The organism is Trinickia sp. NRRL B-1857, from assembly GCF_050470685.1.
Lineage (GTDB): Bacteria > Pseudomonadota > Gammaproteobacteria > Burkholderiales > Burkholderiaceae > Trinickia.
The window spans coordinates 733,760-749,241 of the sequence record NZ_JBFLUK010000011.1 but is presented as its reverse complement, the minus strand read 5'-3'; the positions used below and the strand labels follow the sequence as shown (position 1 = coordinate 749,241).

14 protein-coding genes and 1 pseudogene are annotated in these 15,482 nt (G+C 63.6%); 4 read left to right on the top strand and 11 right to left on the bottom strand.

Annotated elements, in window-relative coordinates; translation table 11 throughout:
* Positions 1–8: 8 nt before the first annotated feature.
* The 7 genes from ligD to AB1286_RS24380 form a co-directional block, all read right to left on the bottom strand.
* Entirely contained in the window at positions 9–2,885 is a 2,877-nt protein-coding gene (gene ligD / locus AB1286_RS24410; protein WP_430365809.1) for a DNA ligase D, read from the bottom strand.
* Between the two features lie 46 nt (positions 2,886–2,931).
* Positions 2,932–3,750 (bottom strand): Ku protein, encoded by an 819-nt coding sequence (locus AB1286_RS24405; protein WP_430365808.1) that lies wholly within the window; start codon positions 3,748–3,750, stop codon positions 2,932–2,934.
* Positions 3,751–3,899: 149 nt separating this feature from the next.
* Positions 3,900–4,058 (bottom strand): DUF1328 domain-containing protein, encoded by a 159-nt coding sequence (locus AB1286_RS24400; RefSeq protein ID WP_102647309.1) that lies wholly within the window; start codon positions 4,056–4,058, stop codon positions 3,900–3,902.
* A 255-nt stretch (positions 4,059–4,313) separates the two neighbouring features.
* Positions 4,314–4,925: a hypothetical protein gene (locus tag AB1286_RS24395; protein WP_430365807.1), complete on the bottom strand. Its 612-nt coding sequence runs from the start codon at positions 4,923–4,925 to the stop codon at positions 4,314–4,316.
* A 17-nt stretch (positions 4,926–4,942) separates the two neighbouring features.
* Complete coding sequence (locus tag AB1286_RS24390) at positions 4,943–5,245, bottom strand: DUF1488 domain-containing protein (protein WP_430365806.1); 303 nt, start codon at positions 5,243–5,245, stop codon at positions 4,943–4,945.
* A gap of 58 nt (positions 5,246–5,303) precedes the next feature.
* A complete protein-coding gene (locus AB1286_RS24385) occupies positions 5,304–5,867 on the bottom strand; it encodes a type 1 glutamine amidotransferase domain-containing protein (RefSeq protein ID WP_430365805.1) in 564 nt (187 codons plus the stop codon).
* 71 nt (positions 5,868–5,938) lie between these two features.
* Positions 5,939–6,490, bottom strand: coding sequence for a ferritin-like domain-containing protein (locus AB1286_RS24380; protein ID WP_430365804.1), 552 nt, complete (start codon positions 6,488–6,490; stop codon positions 5,939–5,941).
* 218 nt (positions 6,491–6,708) lie between these two features.
* On the opposite strand from AB1286_RS24380, the gene AB1286_RS24375 reads away from it, so the two are divergent.
* Positions 6,709–7,104: a DUF3175 domain-containing protein gene (locus tag AB1286_RS24375; RefSeq protein ID WP_430365803.1), complete on the top strand. Its 396-nt coding sequence runs from the start codon at positions 6,709–6,711 to the stop codon at positions 7,102–7,104.
* A gap of 22 nt (positions 7,105–7,126) precedes the next feature.
* Positions 7,127–7,849 (top strand): annotated as a pseudogene (locus AB1286_RS24370) (cation:proton antiporter); the annotation flags it as partial.
* A 97-nt stretch (positions 7,850–7,946) separates the two neighbouring features.
* On the opposite strand, the gene AB1286_RS24365 reads toward AB1286_RS24370, so the two are convergent.
* Together AB1286_RS24365 and AB1286_RS24360 are read right to left on the bottom strand one after the other, a co-directional pair.
* On the bottom strand, positions 7,947–8,492 hold the full coding sequence (locus tag AB1286_RS24365) for a BON domain-containing protein (RefSeq protein ID WP_430365802.1): 546 nt from the start codon (positions 8,490–8,492) through the stop codon (positions 7,947–7,949).
* 150 nt (positions 8,493–8,642) lie between these two features.
* On the bottom strand, positions 8,643–9,140 hold the full coding sequence (locus tag AB1286_RS24360) for a response regulator (protein ID WP_430367303.1): 498 nt from the start codon (positions 9,138–9,140) through the stop codon (positions 8,643–8,645).
* A 198-nt stretch (positions 9,141–9,338) separates the two neighbouring features.
* Here AB1286_RS24360 and AB1286_RS24355 point away from each other — a divergent pair, with 198 nt between their 5' ends.
* Complete coding sequence (locus AB1286_RS24355; protein ID WP_430365801.1) at positions 9,339–10,193, top strand: MipA/OmpV family protein; 855 nt, start codon at positions 9,339–9,341, stop codon at positions 10,191–10,193.
* A gap of 43 nt (positions 10,194–10,236) precedes the next feature.
* Here AB1286_RS24355 and AB1286_RS24350 read toward each other — a convergent pair whose 3' ends face one another.
* A complete protein-coding gene (locus AB1286_RS24350; protein ID WP_430365800.1) occupies positions 10,237–10,707 on the bottom strand; it encodes a CBS domain-containing protein in 471 nt (156 codons plus the stop codon).
* Between the two features lie 168 nt (positions 10,708–10,875).
* Between AB1286_RS24350 and AB1286_RS24345 the strand changes: the two genes are divergently transcribed.
* The gene (locus AB1286_RS24345) at positions 10,876–13,767 is read left to right on the top strand and encodes an AMP-binding protein (protein WP_430365799.1); all 2,892 of its coding nucleotides are present in this window, start codon (positions 10,876–10,878) and stop codon (positions 13,765–13,767) included.
* Between the two features lie 9 nt (positions 13,768–13,776).
* On the opposite strand, the gene AB1286_RS24340 is transcribed toward AB1286_RS24345, so the two are convergent.
* Positions 13,777–15,276 carry a PAS domain-containing sensor histidine kinase gene (locus AB1286_RS24340; protein ID WP_430367302.1) on the bottom strand — a complete coding sequence of 500 codons (1,500 nt, stop codon included), beginning with the start codon at positions 15,274–15,276 and terminating at the stop codon, positions 13,777–13,779.
* Positions 15,277–15,482: the final 206 nt, after the last annotated feature.

The following is a 15,482-nucleotide window of genomic DNA, read 5'->3' as shown; positions in this document are numbered from 1 at the left end:
GAGGGTCGCTACCCCTTTAGATCCAGTCGTTCCCGCATATCGCGCGTGATGCGTTGTTTGGTTGCGGCATAGTCCGCCCACGGGTCGGCCCCTAGCGCGTCGAGCCGATCATGGATGTTCTCGACGGTCCATTGCGCGCCGCCCGTCGTTTCGCTCAACTCGTCCCAGGCGATAGGCACCGATACGCCCATCGACGGCCTCGCACGCGGCGAGAATGCGGCGACGGTGCTCGAACCGCGATTGTTGCGAAGGTAGTCGACGAAGATCCGCCCTCGCCGGTTTTTCGCGCCCATCTTCGCGCTGAAACGCTCGGGCAGCGTCGCGGCCATATGTTGCGCCGCAGCCTGGGCAAAGGCTTTGACGTCGTCCCATCCGGCGTGGCGGGCGAGCGGCACGACAACGTGCAGCCCCCTACCGCCGCTCGTCTTGCACCACGATTGCAGGCCCAATTCGGTCAACAGCTCGCGCGTGAGCAGTGCCGCCTCGATCATGCGATCCCAACCGAGCGCCGGATCGGGATCGAGATCGAAAACGACGCGATCGGGCTTTTCGATGTTCGACACCACCGCATTCCACGTATGCAGTTCGACGGTTCCCATCTGCGCAGCGCCGATCAGCGCTTGCGCGCTGTCGAGCGTAATCAACGCCGGATGACCGGGATCGAGCCCCTCGTGGGACGTGACGAACGGTATCGTCAAGCGATTGGCGTGCTTCTGAAAAAAGAGTTCGCCGTCGATGCCTTCGGGCGCGCGCACTAGCGCAACGGGTCTGTCCTTGACGTGCGGCAGCAGCCAGGGCGCGATCTGCTCGAAGTAGCGGACCAAATCGCGCTTCGCGAATCCGATCGACTTGTCGATCGTGCGCGCCGGATGCGAGATGCGCACGCCGGCTACCGTGTCACCCTCCTCCAACGGCGCGCCGCTTTGATCGGGTTTCATATCCGAGTCTCCGGGTTTCGCGGTCTTCGTCATCTTTGTTGTCTTTGCGCTCTTCGTTGCCTTGCTCGCCTTCGCCGTCTTCGCTGCGTTGCTATCGCTCTTTGCCTTCGATCTCGATTCGGCACCCGCGCGTTCGGCGGCGTCGCTGTCGTCACCGATACCGTCGAGCTTGCGCGGCTTTTCTCGTCCGATTTCTTGCGCGGGTTTATCGCGCCGCAGGCTAATAAACGAGGCTTGACGAACGATGCGCTCGCTCGTCCACTCCGCGAAATTGCACTCGGCGACGAGTTCGGGGCGAACCCAATGAACCTTGGTCCGGCTCCACTCGGTCGGCGGTTCCGAGAACGGTGAGCGGGCTGTCTCGCGAGCGTCGAGTTCGTGCTTGATCGAGCGCAGCGTCGCCGTATCGAAGCCGGTGCCGACACGGCCCGCGTAGTGCAGTTTGCCCTGCGCGTCGTAGACGCCCAGCAGGAGCGCGCCAAATCCGGTACGGCTGCCGCTCGGCTCGGAATAGCCGCCGATTACGAATTCCTGCCGGCGCCGACAGCGCAGCTTGATCCATGCGCCGCTGCGTGTCGACGTATAGCGGCTATCCGTCCGCTTGCCGACGATCCCCTCGAGCGACATTTCGCACGCGCTGTTGAGCAGTGCATGCGCATCGAGCGCGAAATCTTCGGAAAAACGTAGCGTGTCGTCGTCCAATCTCTCGAGCAACGCGCGAAGCAGCGCCCTGCGCTGCACGAGCGGTACGTTACGCAAGTCGTAGCCGTTCAAATAAGGCAAATCGAAAGCGAAGACGACGATGTCTTGAGGACGGTTAGCGTCAAAAGCGTTTTGCAGTGCCTGGAAGCTCGGCACGCCATGCTCGTCGAGCACCACGGCTTCACCGTCGATCCAAGCCGTTTCGATCTCCAGCTTGGCCAACGCCTGCGCCTGCCGTTTGAACTTGTCGGTCCAGTCGAGGCCGCTTCGCGTAAAAATCCGTACAGGCTTGCGCGCCTCGCCATGGTCGATCCGCGCGAGTGCGCGATAGCCGTCGAACTTGATCTCGTAAGACCAGTCTTCACCGTGAGGGACCTCATCGACCAACGTAGCCAACTGCGGCTTTAGCGTCTGCGGTAGGCGGGCTTTCGCCGCCCCTTCGATGGCGGGAGAGGCCGCCAACTCGCGCAGCGACCGCGTCGTCCGTGTCGCAACGATGTCGGGCCGATCCGAGCGAGCCTCGCCCGCGTGCGCCGCCTTCGCCGGAACGGGCACGCTCCGGCCGCGTGCTTTGCCTGCGCGCGCGGTATCAGAGGCGCTCGTGCCGCGCGCTTTTCCGTCGGCCGCCCGCTTCCGCCCTTTCGCCGAGGGACTGCCGGCCGCCGTATCGTTCGCGAGCGCGCTGCCGGGCTGTCGTTCGATGACGTCGTACTCGGCTTGGGGCCGCGCTTCGTCGTCGCGCTCTTTGATCAAGAGCCACTGTTCTTTATCGCCGCTGCCGCGCATTGCGCTTCGCACGAGCGCCCAGCCGCCGTGCAGCTTCGCGCCGTGCAGCGTGAACTTGAGTCGCCCGGCCTCGTATGCCTTGCGTGCCTGCGTCACCCCACCCGTCGGCTCCCAAGTGCCGCGGTCCCAAACGATGACGGTACCGGCGCCGTAGTTTCCGGCGGGAATCTCGCCTTCGAACGTGCCGTACTCCAGCGGGTGATCTTCGACGCGCACCGCCAATCGCTTCACCGCCGGATCGAGACACGGGCCTTTCGGTATGGCCCACGATTTCAGCGTGCCGTCGAGTTCGAGCCGGAAGTCGTAGTGCAAGCGTCGCGCGTGGTGTTCTTGAATCAAGTACGAAAGCGCGGGCTCGGCGCGCCGGCCGCCCGCCGCGCGCCCACGCGCCGCGCCCGACGGTTCCGGCGTGTCGTCGAAGCGCCGCTTCTTCCGGTAGGTTTCGAGCTTATCCGCCATGCTGATCCGTGCGGTCTCTCCGATACGTCCGTCACGTCAAGCGGCATCAAGCCGCATGCTTGCCCTTGCCGCGCCCGAGACTGCGCTTGAGCAGTTCCGATAGATCGACGACGTCGGCCGTCGTGCGCGTACGCGCCGGCGCTCTAGCGCCTTCGCTGATTTCATGCGTCTTGCCCTCGCGGATCTTGCGGTCGACGAGTGCGAGGATGTCGTCGCGGAAGGTGTCGTGGTAATGCTCGGGCTCCCACACCTCGGTCATATCGTCGATCAGCTTCGTCGCCATCTCGAGTTCGCGCGGGCTCACACCGGCGGCCTTCGCATCGGCCGGCGGCAGAGACAGATCGCCGATGTCGAGGACTTCGCCGCCCCACCGCAACGTATTGAGCGCGAGGACGGCACCGGCCGGAATCAATGCGGCCAAGTGCTGCTTGTTGTGCAGCACGACATTGGCGATGCCGATCTTGCCGGTCTTGGCAAGCGCCTCGCGCAGCAGCGCGTAGGCTTTCTTACCCTGACGCTCGGGCACGAGGTAGTACGGCGTATCGAGGAACAGAAACGACACCGAATACGCTTCGACGAAGGCGAGGATATCCACGGTCTGCGTCGATTCGGGGCTGGCGGAGCGAATTTCCTCGTCGCTTAGGACAACGTAGTTGTTCTTTTCGTACTCGTAGCCGCGCACGATATTCTCGCGGCGCACTTCCTTTCCCGTGCGTTTGTTGATCTGCTTGTAGCCGATCGGATCGGCCGTATCCTTATCGAGCAGGTTGAAGCTCGTTCGTTCGGGCCGCGTAGCCGCGTGGAGTTGCACCGGAACGTTGACGAGACCGAAGCTGATCGCCCCTTTCCAAATTACGCGTGACATGGCGATTCTCCTTTCGCCGGCGGCCGCGCCGGCCGCGCACCCAAAACCCGGCGACGTATGCCGGTGCAGGGATCACAAGGGCCGCTCGGCATTCCTTGCAAAACGCTCGTAATCCCTGCACGGCAACGCCCATTATTCCCCTTGGAACGTCACCTGAATACGCCGATCAGCAGCGTCGCCAAGAAGATGACGAGGAAGATGAAGAACAAAATCTTCGCGATCTCGGCGGCGCCGGCCGCAATGCCGGTGAAACCGAAGACAGCCGCAATGAGCGCGATGATGAAGAAAATGACTGCGTATCGAAGCATAGAGTCCTCCTGATGAATGCCGGCGCGCCGGCTTAGGCGTCGCCGCCGCGCTGGCTCACCGCGGCAGGCACTAAACGTTGTGATTCGTTCGAGGCAACGCTCGCTTCGATACTGCAATGAGTATGCCCATTGGGACACGCGAGCGATTTACCAAACGTCGCCAAGCAACGCACCGCGTTCGACGCATGCGATCAACGCAATGCCGAACGCGGATTCGACTTCCGAGTGGGCTAAAAAACGGCGGGGTGTACTGCTTCAACGATTGGCGTGAACCTCGGGCCGCGCAGCGGATCCGCTCGCGCTCGACACCCCTTCGACGGGCTCGACGTCCTTGGTCGGATCGAAATCGGCCCAGCGCCCGTGCTGCCACCGTCCGTGCGCGCGCTCGACCTCCAAACTGCCCGCGTCGCGCAATACGCGCGCGGCTTCCTGCTGGTTATCCGGCGACACGTGTACGGCGACGAGCACGCCCGAGTCGCGCGACTCATGGGGCACGTCGCGCTCGGGCACCTTCCCCCCGCCGCGCGTATGCGACATCGCGCCCGCCAGCGAGCCGATATAGGCCCCCACGCCCGCGGCAATGACGAGGATTAGAAACGGCGACGAAAAGGCACTGAACAACGCGACGCCCACGACGGCGCCGACCACCGCCCCGATGGCGCCGCCCTTACCCGCGCCCTTCGAGGCGCGCGCCGCTTGAGGATCCGCGTACCGATCGCCGCCGATGGGAAAACGCGCGTGCTGTCCGCGAGGGTTGACGAAAAACAGCGTAACGTCCTCTTGCACGAACCCGGCCGCGAACAACCGATTCGCAGCGCCTTCGGCATCGGCGAACGTCGTAAAACGACCCGCGACGATCAACGACATAGCACGTCCTCCTTATTTCATTCGTCCAAAATACGCCCGGCCGGCGTGGACGCGATCCGAAATAGGCCGCTGCGCAACACGACGGCCGCGCCGTGGCTATCCTCGATCGCGCGCGTACACACGGCGCGAATGCGGTCTCGGCCCTCGGCGTAGGCGCGTAAAAGCTCCGCCTCCAACGTCGAATGCGCGCCGAAGTGATCTTCGAGCGCTTCGGCGGTGATCGCGCACGACAGTGGGACGTCGTCGACGGACGCGACAAATCGCACGACCATTTGCGCGCCGTCGAAAACGGGCGCGTCGTCCGGGAACGTCACGCGCATAAGCGCCTCCGCTCGCTGCTATGCGATCGCCCTAGCCGAAGTATCGATCGGTACCGGCTCATCGGGCCGAACCTCGATGCTCGAGTTGGGCGATGAGTTTTTGGTTGAAGGCGGGGATATCGTCGGGCTTGCGGCTCGTGATGAAATTACCGTCCTCGACCACCTCCTCATCGACCCAGGTCGCGCCCGCGTTGCGCAAGTCGTCTTGCAGACTCGGCCAACTCGTCATCGTGTGACCCTTGACGATACCGGCCGAGATCGGCAACCAGCCGCCGTGGCAAATGACGGCAACGGGCTTATGCGCTTCGTCGAGCGCCCGCACGAACGCCTGGGCCTCGGGCACCGTGCGAATCGCATCGCTGTTCACGACGCCGCCCGGCAGCACGACGGCGTCGTACTGCTCGGGCCGGACCTGGTCGAACGTCGCATCGACGGTCACCATCCCGGCGCGCTCGGTATGGCGAAAGCCCTGCAATTGCCCGGGCTTTTTCGAGATCACGTGCACGAGGGCACCGGCTTCCGAGAGCGCACGCTTCGGCTCGACGAGTTCAGCCTCTTCGAAGCCGTCCATTGCCAGCATGGCGACCTTGCAACCTTCCAGCGTTTTTGTCTTCGTAGTCATCGGCGCAGCTCCTCTATATGAAGTGAAGGGCTGCATGCACCGCAGCAAACGCGGTGCCTAGGCGCCGACCCTTACCGCTTGAGCTCGTCCGGCAATCCGGCCAGTAAATCGGCCATATCGTCGGCATGCTCTTCTTCCACTTCGAGGATGCTTTCCATCAAACGGCGTGAGGTGGGATCCTTCTCGCCGAGGAACGCAACGATCTCGCGATAGCTGTCGATCGCCACGCGTTCGGCAACGAGGTCTTCCTTGATCATGTCGACGAGCGAGGTGCCTTCCACGTATTCGGCATGGCTACGCGTGAGCAGGCCGTCGGGCGAGAAATTCGGCTCGCCGCCGAGCTGGACGATGCGCTCTGCCAGTTGATCTGCGTGGGACTGCTCTTCGTTCGAGTGTTCGAGAAATTCGTCCGCGACACCTTTCGAGTGAATGCCCTTGGCCATGAAATAGTGACGGCGGTAGCGCAAGGTACAAACGATCTCGGTGGCAAGCGCATCGTTGAGCAACTTCAAAACCGTTGCGCGATCGGCCTGATAGCCGGCGGTCACGGCCCCTTCTTCGATATGCTCGCGCGCGCGCTTGCGAATGGCCTGGACGTCCGACAGAAACGGTTGATTCGCCATGGGGTTTTCTCCATCGATTTGTATTTACGAAACACGGCTTCGCCCGCGAGCAAGGCCCTACCGCGTCCCGCTCGTGGCGCGTCGTCAATCACGCATCATTCATGCCAAGCGTGCGTCCCTCAATGAAATAGCCATAGGCATGCGCATTGCATTGGCTAATGCCATGCAACGCAATTCATGATCGCCGCGCACTCGTTTATTCCGATACGGACAAATCGATGCCTTCTTCAGCCACGCATTCCTCCACGCGACGCAGTGCCGGTCATCCGCCTCGGCAACGCCATGCGCAAAGCCGCGCGCATCATGAAAAGGCGCGCTCCAACGAAAGCGGCGGCAGCAAACCGCATCGGTGGTCGCATGAGGTGATGCAAAAGAGCGACGCGCTCGATCTCGAGTCCGGCATCTTCAAATCGGGGAACGCCGAGGACATCGCGCAATCGCTCAAACGCTCGTCGCTAGCAAGCAAGCGCCGGCGCGGGACGCCGTATCAATCGGCCATGTCGATGCTTAACTTCTACCTCAACCGCGCAGGCAAAAACCTGCCGAAGTCGCGCCGCACCGTCTTGCAAGCCGCAAAGGGCAAACTGCGCGAAGCGTTCGGACGTCCTCGCTGACGCCCCGGCGCCTTCGGACAAGATGGAAGAAACCGTCTGGTTCCTCATCGTCGGCGGCATGTTCGTCGGCATGGGGATCGCAAGTTCGTTGTTCAAGCGCCTGCCGTTGACGGGAGCCATGCTCTATCTCGCGGCCGGTTATGCGCTCGGCCCGCACGGGGCGGCGCTCTTCTCGCTCGATATCGTGGGCGACGCCACGCTCGTTCGGCTATTGAGCGAAGTCGCCCTGCTCGCCTCGCTGTTCGCGATCGGCTTGCGCCTGCGCGCCCCGATCTTCGCTTCGTTATGGTCGCTGCCTGTGCGCCTTGGGCTGCTGGCGATGATCGTCACCGTTCCGTTGCTCGCGCTCTTCTGTAGCTGGGGCCTCGGGCTCGCATGGGGACCGGCGTGGGTGTTGGCGGCCATGCTTTCCCCAACCGATCCCGTGCTTGCCCACGACGTTCAAGTGCGCGACGCCAACGATCTCGATATCGTGCGCTTCTCGCTGTCGGGCGAAGGCGGCTTGAACGACGGCGTTGCGCTGCCCTTCATGCTGATCGCGCTGGCGTTATGCGCGAACGAAAACGCGGGCGCCCCGGCGCTGCCGACGATCCACCTGGCGATCGCCACGCTGTGGGGGCTGGCCGGCGCCATCGGCATCGGTGCGCTATTGAGCTTCGCGACCACGCACGCCGTAGCGTGGCTGCGCACGCGCCACGGTCAAGCGCTCGGGCTCGAAGGCTTTTTTGCGCTGGGCCTCATCGATCGGTTTTCGTGCATGGGATGTCGGCCACGCCCCTCATGAAGCGCTATAAGCGGACGCGGGTCGCCGAGTCGAACAACGGCTAACGCGCGATGCGCCGTCAGCCGCCGTCGTGCGGATAAGCGGACTTGTCAGGGGCGGCCAGCGTGCGATACGGCAGCGCATCGCTAGCGGGATCGGCGGTGGTTTCGTCGATGACGCGCTCTACGTCGGCCGTTTTGCGGAGCTCCGCGAGAAAGGCTGCCTTATCGAACTCGGGCGCCACGCAGCCTTGTACATAGATGAACCTGCGTTGCAGCATGAGCCAAAGCGTCGTGTGCTCGCGCCAGTGCGTCGCAGGCTCGATAAACGAAAGACGGCGCTTGACCGCCTCCTCGACTTCCTTGTCGTAGAGATAGCCGTTCGGCAATCGGCAACGCCCTTCCCACCAACAGCTATTGCCGCGCTCGATCCGGTAATGCGAATCGGCCAACCATTCCTGCTCCGTCTGCAACGGACCGAGCGGTACGGGACAATTCGCGATCGCCGTGGAAACTTCGAAAAACGGGTCGTTGCCGTGATTCGTACGCGGCGTTTCCGCCCACGCCGAAAGAGCGGACACCCCGGTAACGACAGCGACGACGCATGCACGCAACGAATGCCTCACACTCCCCCTCCCTGTCATCGCAATGACCGTCGCGATTGAATCACGCCCTATTTGCACTGGCAAGCACCCAAGACCGTAGTGCGCACAGCCAAAGCACGCCGGCCGCCGGCACATAGCAAGGCGTTTAGGGAATGAAGGGAAGCCGGGCCTTCACAGCCCGGCGTAGGAGGCGCCGTCGTAAGAATCGCCCATATCGTCGGCGACGCGATGCGAGCCTTCGCTCGCGAACTCGAGCACGCGCAGAATCAATTGCGGCGTCAACGGCTTCGCGCAATGCGCGTCGAAGCCGGCAGCACGTGCACGGTCGCGATCCTGCGACGACGCATACCCGGTGCACGCGATCAATAGCATATGCGTCGTCGACGCATCGGCGCGCAGTCTGCGTGCGAGTTCGAGTCCGTCGAGGCCGGGCATCGCGATATCCAAGAGGACGGCGAACGGTTGCCAGTCGCGGGCGATGGCGCAGGCCTCGTGCGGATCGCTCGTCGCGCGGCATTCGAAGCCGTCCGCGTCGAGCAAAAGTTGCAACGCTTCGGCCGCATCGCGGTAATCGTCCACGACGAGCACCCGGCGATGATTGGCCATTGCCGGCCGAATCGTGCGCCAGAGCACGACATCGTCGCTCGGTTGGGCATGGTCGCGCTCGATCACTGGCTTTCTCCCCCGGTTGGTCTCGACGCAAATGCGAATCGATGCAAATTGCGCTCCCGCAAACCGGTCCCGCGACAAAAAAAGGGCATGCACTTTGCTCTGAGGTCTGGCACGATTTGCTAGACGTCCACTAACGGTCTCGGTGCCCGCACGGTGCCGGCATCGATAGCAATATCGAATAAGGAAAAAGGACCTATGTCGACTTCATATGCGGCACCTCGCCTCGCCTTCGCCGGCGTGCTTTTCGCGGTACTGGCTCCTGCGCCGGCTCAGGCGCAGACCCCTTCGCCGCTGACGGAATGGCAATACTCGTCGGGCATCCTGCTCGAGCAGATGTTCGAGCCTCAGCTCCCCACCTGGCGAATTCGCTTGGGGCCGTCCGCGAGTTTTCAGCCGCGTTACGACGGCTCTAGCCGCTACCACATGTTGGCTGGGCCCAGCATCGATATTCGTTACAAAGACCGCTTCTTCCTATCGACCGGGGAAGGTATCGGCATGAACGTCCTCACGGGGCCGAACTGGCGCATCGGGATCGGGGCCGCTTACGACCTCGGCCGGCGCGAAGCGGACGACCTGGAGCACTTGCACGGGATGGGCAACATCAACCCCGCGCCCAGTTTGCGGTTGCTTGGCGAATATGCCGTGTCGAAATCGTTTCCGCTCGTGTTGCGTGCCGATTTGCGCCGCAATTTCGGCGGCGACAACGGTTGGATAGGCGATCTCGGCGCCTATATGCCGATGCCGGGCAGCTCGGAGACGTTCGCCTGGTTCGCCGGCCCGACGATGACGATCGCCGATTCGCGCTATATGAATAGCTGGTTCGGCGTGAATGCGGGGCAGTCGGCGCGTTCGGGCTACCGGCAATACGATGCCTCCGCCGGCATTCGCTCGGTGGGCTTCGGCGTCTCCGCGTCGTTGACGATCCGCAAGAACTGGATCGTCAGTGCCGACGGTGCGTTCCAGCAACTCGTCGGTTCGGCGGCGCACAGTCCCATCACGCAAACGCGCGCGTCGGGAGTATTCGACGTATCCGTGAACTATCAATTCTGACGGCGTAGCCGCCCGCGCCGGCGTGGGCCGGCGCGTCTTCTCGTCAGGCCGCCGGCAGCACCGATTGCACACTGCCCGTGAGTTCGCGGTGGCGTTCCGCGCGAACGACGGTCGCGAGCAATGCCCAGTCGCGCGCCATCGCATCGAGCACGTCGTCGAGCGAGAGAACGCCGACGAGCGTTCCGTCGCGCTCTGTCACGGCAAGGCGCCGCACGCCGTGACTCGCCATCATTTGCAAGGCATCGGCGATATCGGCGCTGGCCTCGATCGACAATACATGGGTTTGCATGATATCGGCGACGAGCAAATCGTCCGGCTCGGCGGCTTGCACGACGGCTTTGATGGCGATGTCGCGATCGGTGACGATGCCGACGACGCGCCCCAACGGCGGGCCGTCCTCGGTCACGATCAGCGCGCCCACGTGCTGCTCGCGCATCTGCTTGGCAGCATCTCTCACCGTGCGGGTCATCGGAATATGAACGGTATGAGGACTTCGAAATTCCTCGACTTTCATCGACGTTCTCCTTAACGGCGCCGATCTTTAAAAGGCGTCGGCCCATGCTTAAAGAGTGCGCCGACCCGCGACACGCGTGCTTGATTCAAGTCAACGCGCGCCATCCTCGCTCCGGTCGAATAGTCGAAGGCGAGCGCCCTCCGCTCTCGCGCCTCTCTCAGGACGGATATGAAAGACGAACCGTTCGCTTCCGACACGCGAGAAGCCCAGCGCGCGAGCATGCAGACCAAGCTGCTCACCCTTGTGCGGTCGCTCGACGACGAGATCCGCGGCAACGATCAATCGGCCCCGGCGCCGACGTTGGACGCCCAACTCGATCGCGATCTCGGCTTCGACAGCCTCGCGCGCGCCGAATTGTTCATACGACTCGAAGCGGCATTCGGCGTCCGCCTGCCCGTCGACACGCTGGCGAAAGCGCTGAGCGTGCGCGATCTGCTCGAGGCGCTGAGCGAACAAAGTCCATCGCGCACCGCAACGGACGGAAGCTCGCGGCATGACGGAGAGGAAATCGCGCTTCGATCGGCCGACGAAAACCGCGCGGACTCGCGCGTCGATGCCCTCGATAGCCCAGCCCAGGCGGTCACCCTGATCGAGGCGCTGCATTGGCATGCCGATCGGCATCCCGATCGTACGCACGTCATCCTGGTCGAACCCGACGGCGAAACGCACGCTCGACTCGATTACCGGACGCTGCGCGAACGCGCGATGCGCAAGGCGGGAGGCCTTCGGGCGCTCGGGATCGATCCGGGCGATACCGTGGCATTGATGCTGCCGACAAGCCTCGACTATTTCGTCACGTTCACCGCGATCTTGCTTTGCGGCGCGATCGCCGTGCCGATCTATCCGCCGGCTCAGGCGAACCAACTCGCGGAACACATCGCGCGTCATGCGGCGCTGCTCGACAACGCGCAAGCCAAGATGCTCGTGACGTTCGACCGCGCCGAAACCGTCGGCCACCTGCTCAAGGCACGCGTGGCCACGATTCGTCACGTGCTCACGCCCGAGCGCATCGAGGAGCGCGAACTCGACACGATCGTCGCTCGGCATGCCGGGGATATCGCCTTGCTGCAATACACGTCGGGCAGCACGGGCGAGCCCAAGGGCGTCATCCTCACGCACGGCAACCTGCTCGCGAACATTCGCGCGATGGGCGAGCGAATCGACGTACGCGCCGACGACGTCCTCGTCAGTTGGCTTCCGCTCTACCACGACATGGGTCTCATCGGCGCGTGGCTCGCGCCGCTCTACTTCGGCATCGCGCTCGTCGTGACGTCGCCGCTCGCGTTCCTCGCGCGCCCCGCGATTTGGCTGCGGCTCATCACGCGCTACCGCGGCACGCTGACGGCCGCGCCGAACTTCGCCTACGCGCGATGTGCCGCGCATTTGAGCCAAGCCGAATCGGCCGCGCTCGATCTTTCTTCGCTGCGCTTCTCGTTTTGCGGCGCGGAACCCGTCAGTGCGCCGACATTGCGTGCGTTTGCCGAGCGCATGCGGGCTGCGCGTTTCGACGCCCGCGCTTTGGCGCCCGTCTACGGTTTGGCCGAAAACACGCTGGCCCTGACCTTCCCGCCGCCGTTGCGCGGTCTTGCGACCGAGCGCATCGCACGCGATCCGTTCGCCCAATCGGGCCGCGCGGTCCGCGCGCTCAACGGCGACGACGCGCTCGAGATCGTCGGCTGCGGGTTTGCGTTGTCGAATGCCGAGGTTCGTATCGTCGACGAGCACGGCGCGGTTCTGCCCGAGCGCTGCATCGGTCGAATCGAGTTTCGCGGGCCGGCCGCAACGAAAGGCTACTACCGCAATACGGAGCGCACGAGGCAACTTTTCGACGGCGATTGGCTCGACAGCGGCGACCTCGGCTATTTGGCCGGCGGCGAGCTCTATGTGACGGGCCGCATGAAGGATCTGATCATCCGCGGCGGCCGGCACTTCTTCCCTTACGAACTCGAAGATGCGGTAGGTAGAGTCTCCGGCGTCACGCCGGGCGGTGTGGCCGCTTGCGGCGAAACCGATCCGGTCAGCGGCACGCAACGCTTGATCGTATTCGTCGAAACGGACGAAACCGGCCAACCCGCGCGGTCGCGGCTGATGGCCGAAGTCAATGCGGCGGCCATTCGCTGTTTCGGCGCACCGCCCGAGCGCATCGTACTCGTCGCGCCGCATACGATTCCGAAGACGCCGAGCGGGAAAATCCGGCATGCGGTATTACTGGAACGCTACGCACAAGGCGAGCGCTCGGGCCGTGCCTTGGCCGCCGAGGAGCAAGCCTGGCGGCAAGCGGCAAAGACACTCGCGGGCAGCATCGGCCCGTTCGTTCGCCGAGGCGTCGAACGCGGCCGCGACGTCGCCCGCGGGCTCTGGTGCTGGGCGGTCGTCGCCGCACTTGCGCCCATCGTCTGGCTACGCATCGGTTGGCGCGCCGATTGGGAGCGCAACTGGCGAGTCGCCGCCGCCGCGGCGCGCATCGTTCTGCGGGCGGCGGGTATCCGCGTCATGATCGATCCCGGACCGCTACCGGACACAGGCGTCATCGTCGCGGCGAATCACTCGAGCTATATCGACAGCGTCGTGTTGCTCGCGGCGTTGCCGCGCCCCGTGCATTTCGTCGCCAAGCGCGAGCTCGCCTCTCGTCCGTTCGTCGGCCGACTGCTGCGTGCCTTGGGCGTGCGTTTCGTCGAACGCGAGGATTACCGGACGAGCCTCGACGACGAGGCTCGTCTCGTCGAACGAGCCGCCGCCGACGAAACGCTGTTGTTCTTTCCCGAGGGTACGTTCGTGCGCGCGGCCGGACTGCGCCCGTTCCGCTTCGGCGCCTTTCGCGCGGCCTGCTTGGCCGGACGATCGGTCGTGCCCATCGCGCTTAGCGGCGCGCGCTCGGCATTGCGCGACGGCGATTGGTTTGCCCGTGCGGGCGAGGTACGGGTTGCGATCTTGCCTGCCGTCGCGCCTGCCGGGACCGATTTCCGCGCGATGGCGCAACTGCGCGCACAGGTCCATGACGCCATTCTCGATCGTTGCGGCGAGCCCGAGTTGACGCAAAGGAACGCAGCGAATCGGTAGCCGCGGACGTCAACGCAAGCCGGGCACCTCGACCGCATCGCGCGGCACCGACAATCGAATCGCGAAGCCGCCCCCCGCGACGCTACCGATCACCACCGTCCCCCCCAGCCTTCGCACGCGATCGCGGATCCCGGCCAGACCCGACGGACTTGGACGTCCCTCCTGCGGGGCGACGGCGGTTTCGAGGCCCGAACCGTTGTCCAGGATCACGACATCGCACATGGTCGCGCTGCAAATCAATTCGATCTCGACCATCGTTGCGCGATGCGCGTGCCGGACGACATTCGTCAGGGCCTCTTGCACGATACGGAAGATGGCGGTCGATGCGGCATCGTTGAAAACGATATCCTCGGCGTTGGTGACGATCTCGATGCTCAAGCGAGAGCGCTGGCGAAAGTCGTCGACGAGCCACTCGAGCGCCGGCAGCAAACCGAGATCGTCGAGGACCGCCGGCCGCAAGCCGGCCGCAAGCCGCCGAACCGAGCCGATAGCATGATCGACGGCTTCGCGCATTGCTTGGACGCGCACGCGCAGTCCATCGTTCGCCCCGTCGTCGCGCGGCGCTTCGTCGGACAGCAATGCGGTCAAATCCATTTTCAACGCGGTGAGTTGCTGTCCGAGATCGTCGTGCAATTCGCGCGCAATTCGTTTCTTTTCTTCTTCACGCGTGGATTCAATACGCGCCGCTAATTCGCTCGCATATTGAAGTTGGCGCAATTGGTTGCGTTCGGTGATATCGCGCACGACTTTAGCGAATCCCATCAATTCGCCCGATAAACCGTACACGGCCGTCACGACAACGTTTGCGCAAAACCGCGAGCCGTCTTTGCGTAGGCGCCATCCTTCCCTTTCGATCCGGCCATAAGCAGCGGCATCGGCCAATTCGCGCTCGGGTTCGCGCGCCGAAAGACTTTCGATCGGATAAAAGCGCGAGAAATGCCGCCCGATGATTTCGGTCGCGTGAAAGCCGAGCACTCGCGTGGCGCCGCCGTTCCAACTCGTAACTTGGCCCTGCGGATTTAGCATGAAGATCGCATCTTCAACTGCGTCCATGAGACGCCGCATGCGCTCCTCGCTTTGGCGCAATTGCTCCTCGTTGCGCCGGCGCTCGGTCAGATCGCGCGTGATTTTAGCGAACCCGATCAATTCCCCTGCTTTATCGCGCAGCGCGGTGATAACGACGTTGGCCCAAAACCGCGAGCCGTCCTTGCGCACGCGCCACCCTTCGTCTTCCCAGCGCCCCAGCTCGGCGGCGCGGCGCAATTCCTCGGCGGGATACCCGCGCGCCGCCACCTCCTCCGGGTAAAACACCGAGAAGTGACGCCCGATGATTTCCTCGGCCCTGTAGCCCTTGATGCGCTCGGCACCGCCGTTCCAGGTCGCGATGCGCCCCTTCACGTCGAGTAAAAAGATCGCGTAGTCCTTGATGGCATCGACCATCACGCGATAACGGTCCTCCGGGGAAACCCGGGCGAGCGAGGGAACATCGCGATGGCCATTCGATGGTATCGACTCACTAGTCACGGACCGCCCCCGCTATGAGGAAACGTCAAACGATACGTCAGTCTAGCGCTCAGTGGCGATTGCTGCCATCTGACATGCAAACGTTTGCCCGGATAGCCGTGTAAGGCTTGTCCGACAGGCCTTTAGAAAGACGGACACGAATCACGTCCGTGGCTGATTTTCACGACCTACGGATTCCCGGACACTCAAAG

Bases quoted from the DNA above. Each gene is read 5' to 3' on its own strand.
- AB1286_RS24380 (WP_430365804.1), bottom strand. From the start codon at position 6,490: ATGGCGAATCAACCGTTTCTGTCGGACGTCCAGGCCATTCGCAAGCGC.
- ligD (WP_430365809.1), bottom strand. From the start codon at position 2,885: ATGGCGGATAAGCTCGAAACCTACCGGAAGAAGCGGCGCTTCGACGAC.
- AB1286_RS24355 (WP_430365801.1), top strand. From the start codon at position 9,339: ATGTCGACTTCATATGCGGCACCTCGCCTCGCCTTCGCCGGCGTGCTT.
- AB1286_RS24375 (WP_430365803.1), top strand. From the start codon at position 6,709: ATGCCTTCTTCAGCCACGCATTCCTCCACGCGACGCAGTGCCGGTCAT.
- AB1286_RS24395 (WP_430365807.1), bottom strand. From the start codon at position 4,925: ATGTCGTTGATCGTCGCGGGTCGTTTTACGACGTTCGCCGATGCCGAA.
- AB1286_RS24390 (WP_430365806.1), bottom strand. From the start codon at position 5,245: ATGCGCGTGACGTTCCCGGACGACGCGCCCGTTTTCGACGGCGCGCAA.
- AB1286_RS24385 (WP_430365805.1), bottom strand. From the start codon at position 5,867: ATGACTACGAAGACAAAAACGCTGGAAGGTTGCAAGGTCGCCATGCTG.
- AB1286_RS24405 (WP_430365808.1), bottom strand. From the start codon at position 3,750: ATGTCACGCGTAATTTGGAAAGGGGCGATCAGCTTCGGTCTCGTCAAC.
- AB1286_RS24350 (WP_430365800.1), bottom strand. From the start codon at position 10,707: ATGAAAGTCGAGGAATTTCGAAGTCCTCATACCGTTCATATTCCGATG.
- AB1286_RS24400 (WP_102647309.1), bottom strand. From the start codon at position 4,058: ATGCTTCGATACGCAGTCATTTTCTTCATCATCGCGCTCATTGCGGCT.
- AB1286_RS24345 (WP_430365799.1), top strand. From the start codon at position 10,876: ATGAAAGACGAACCGTTCGCTTCCGACACGCGAGAAGCCCAGCGCGCG.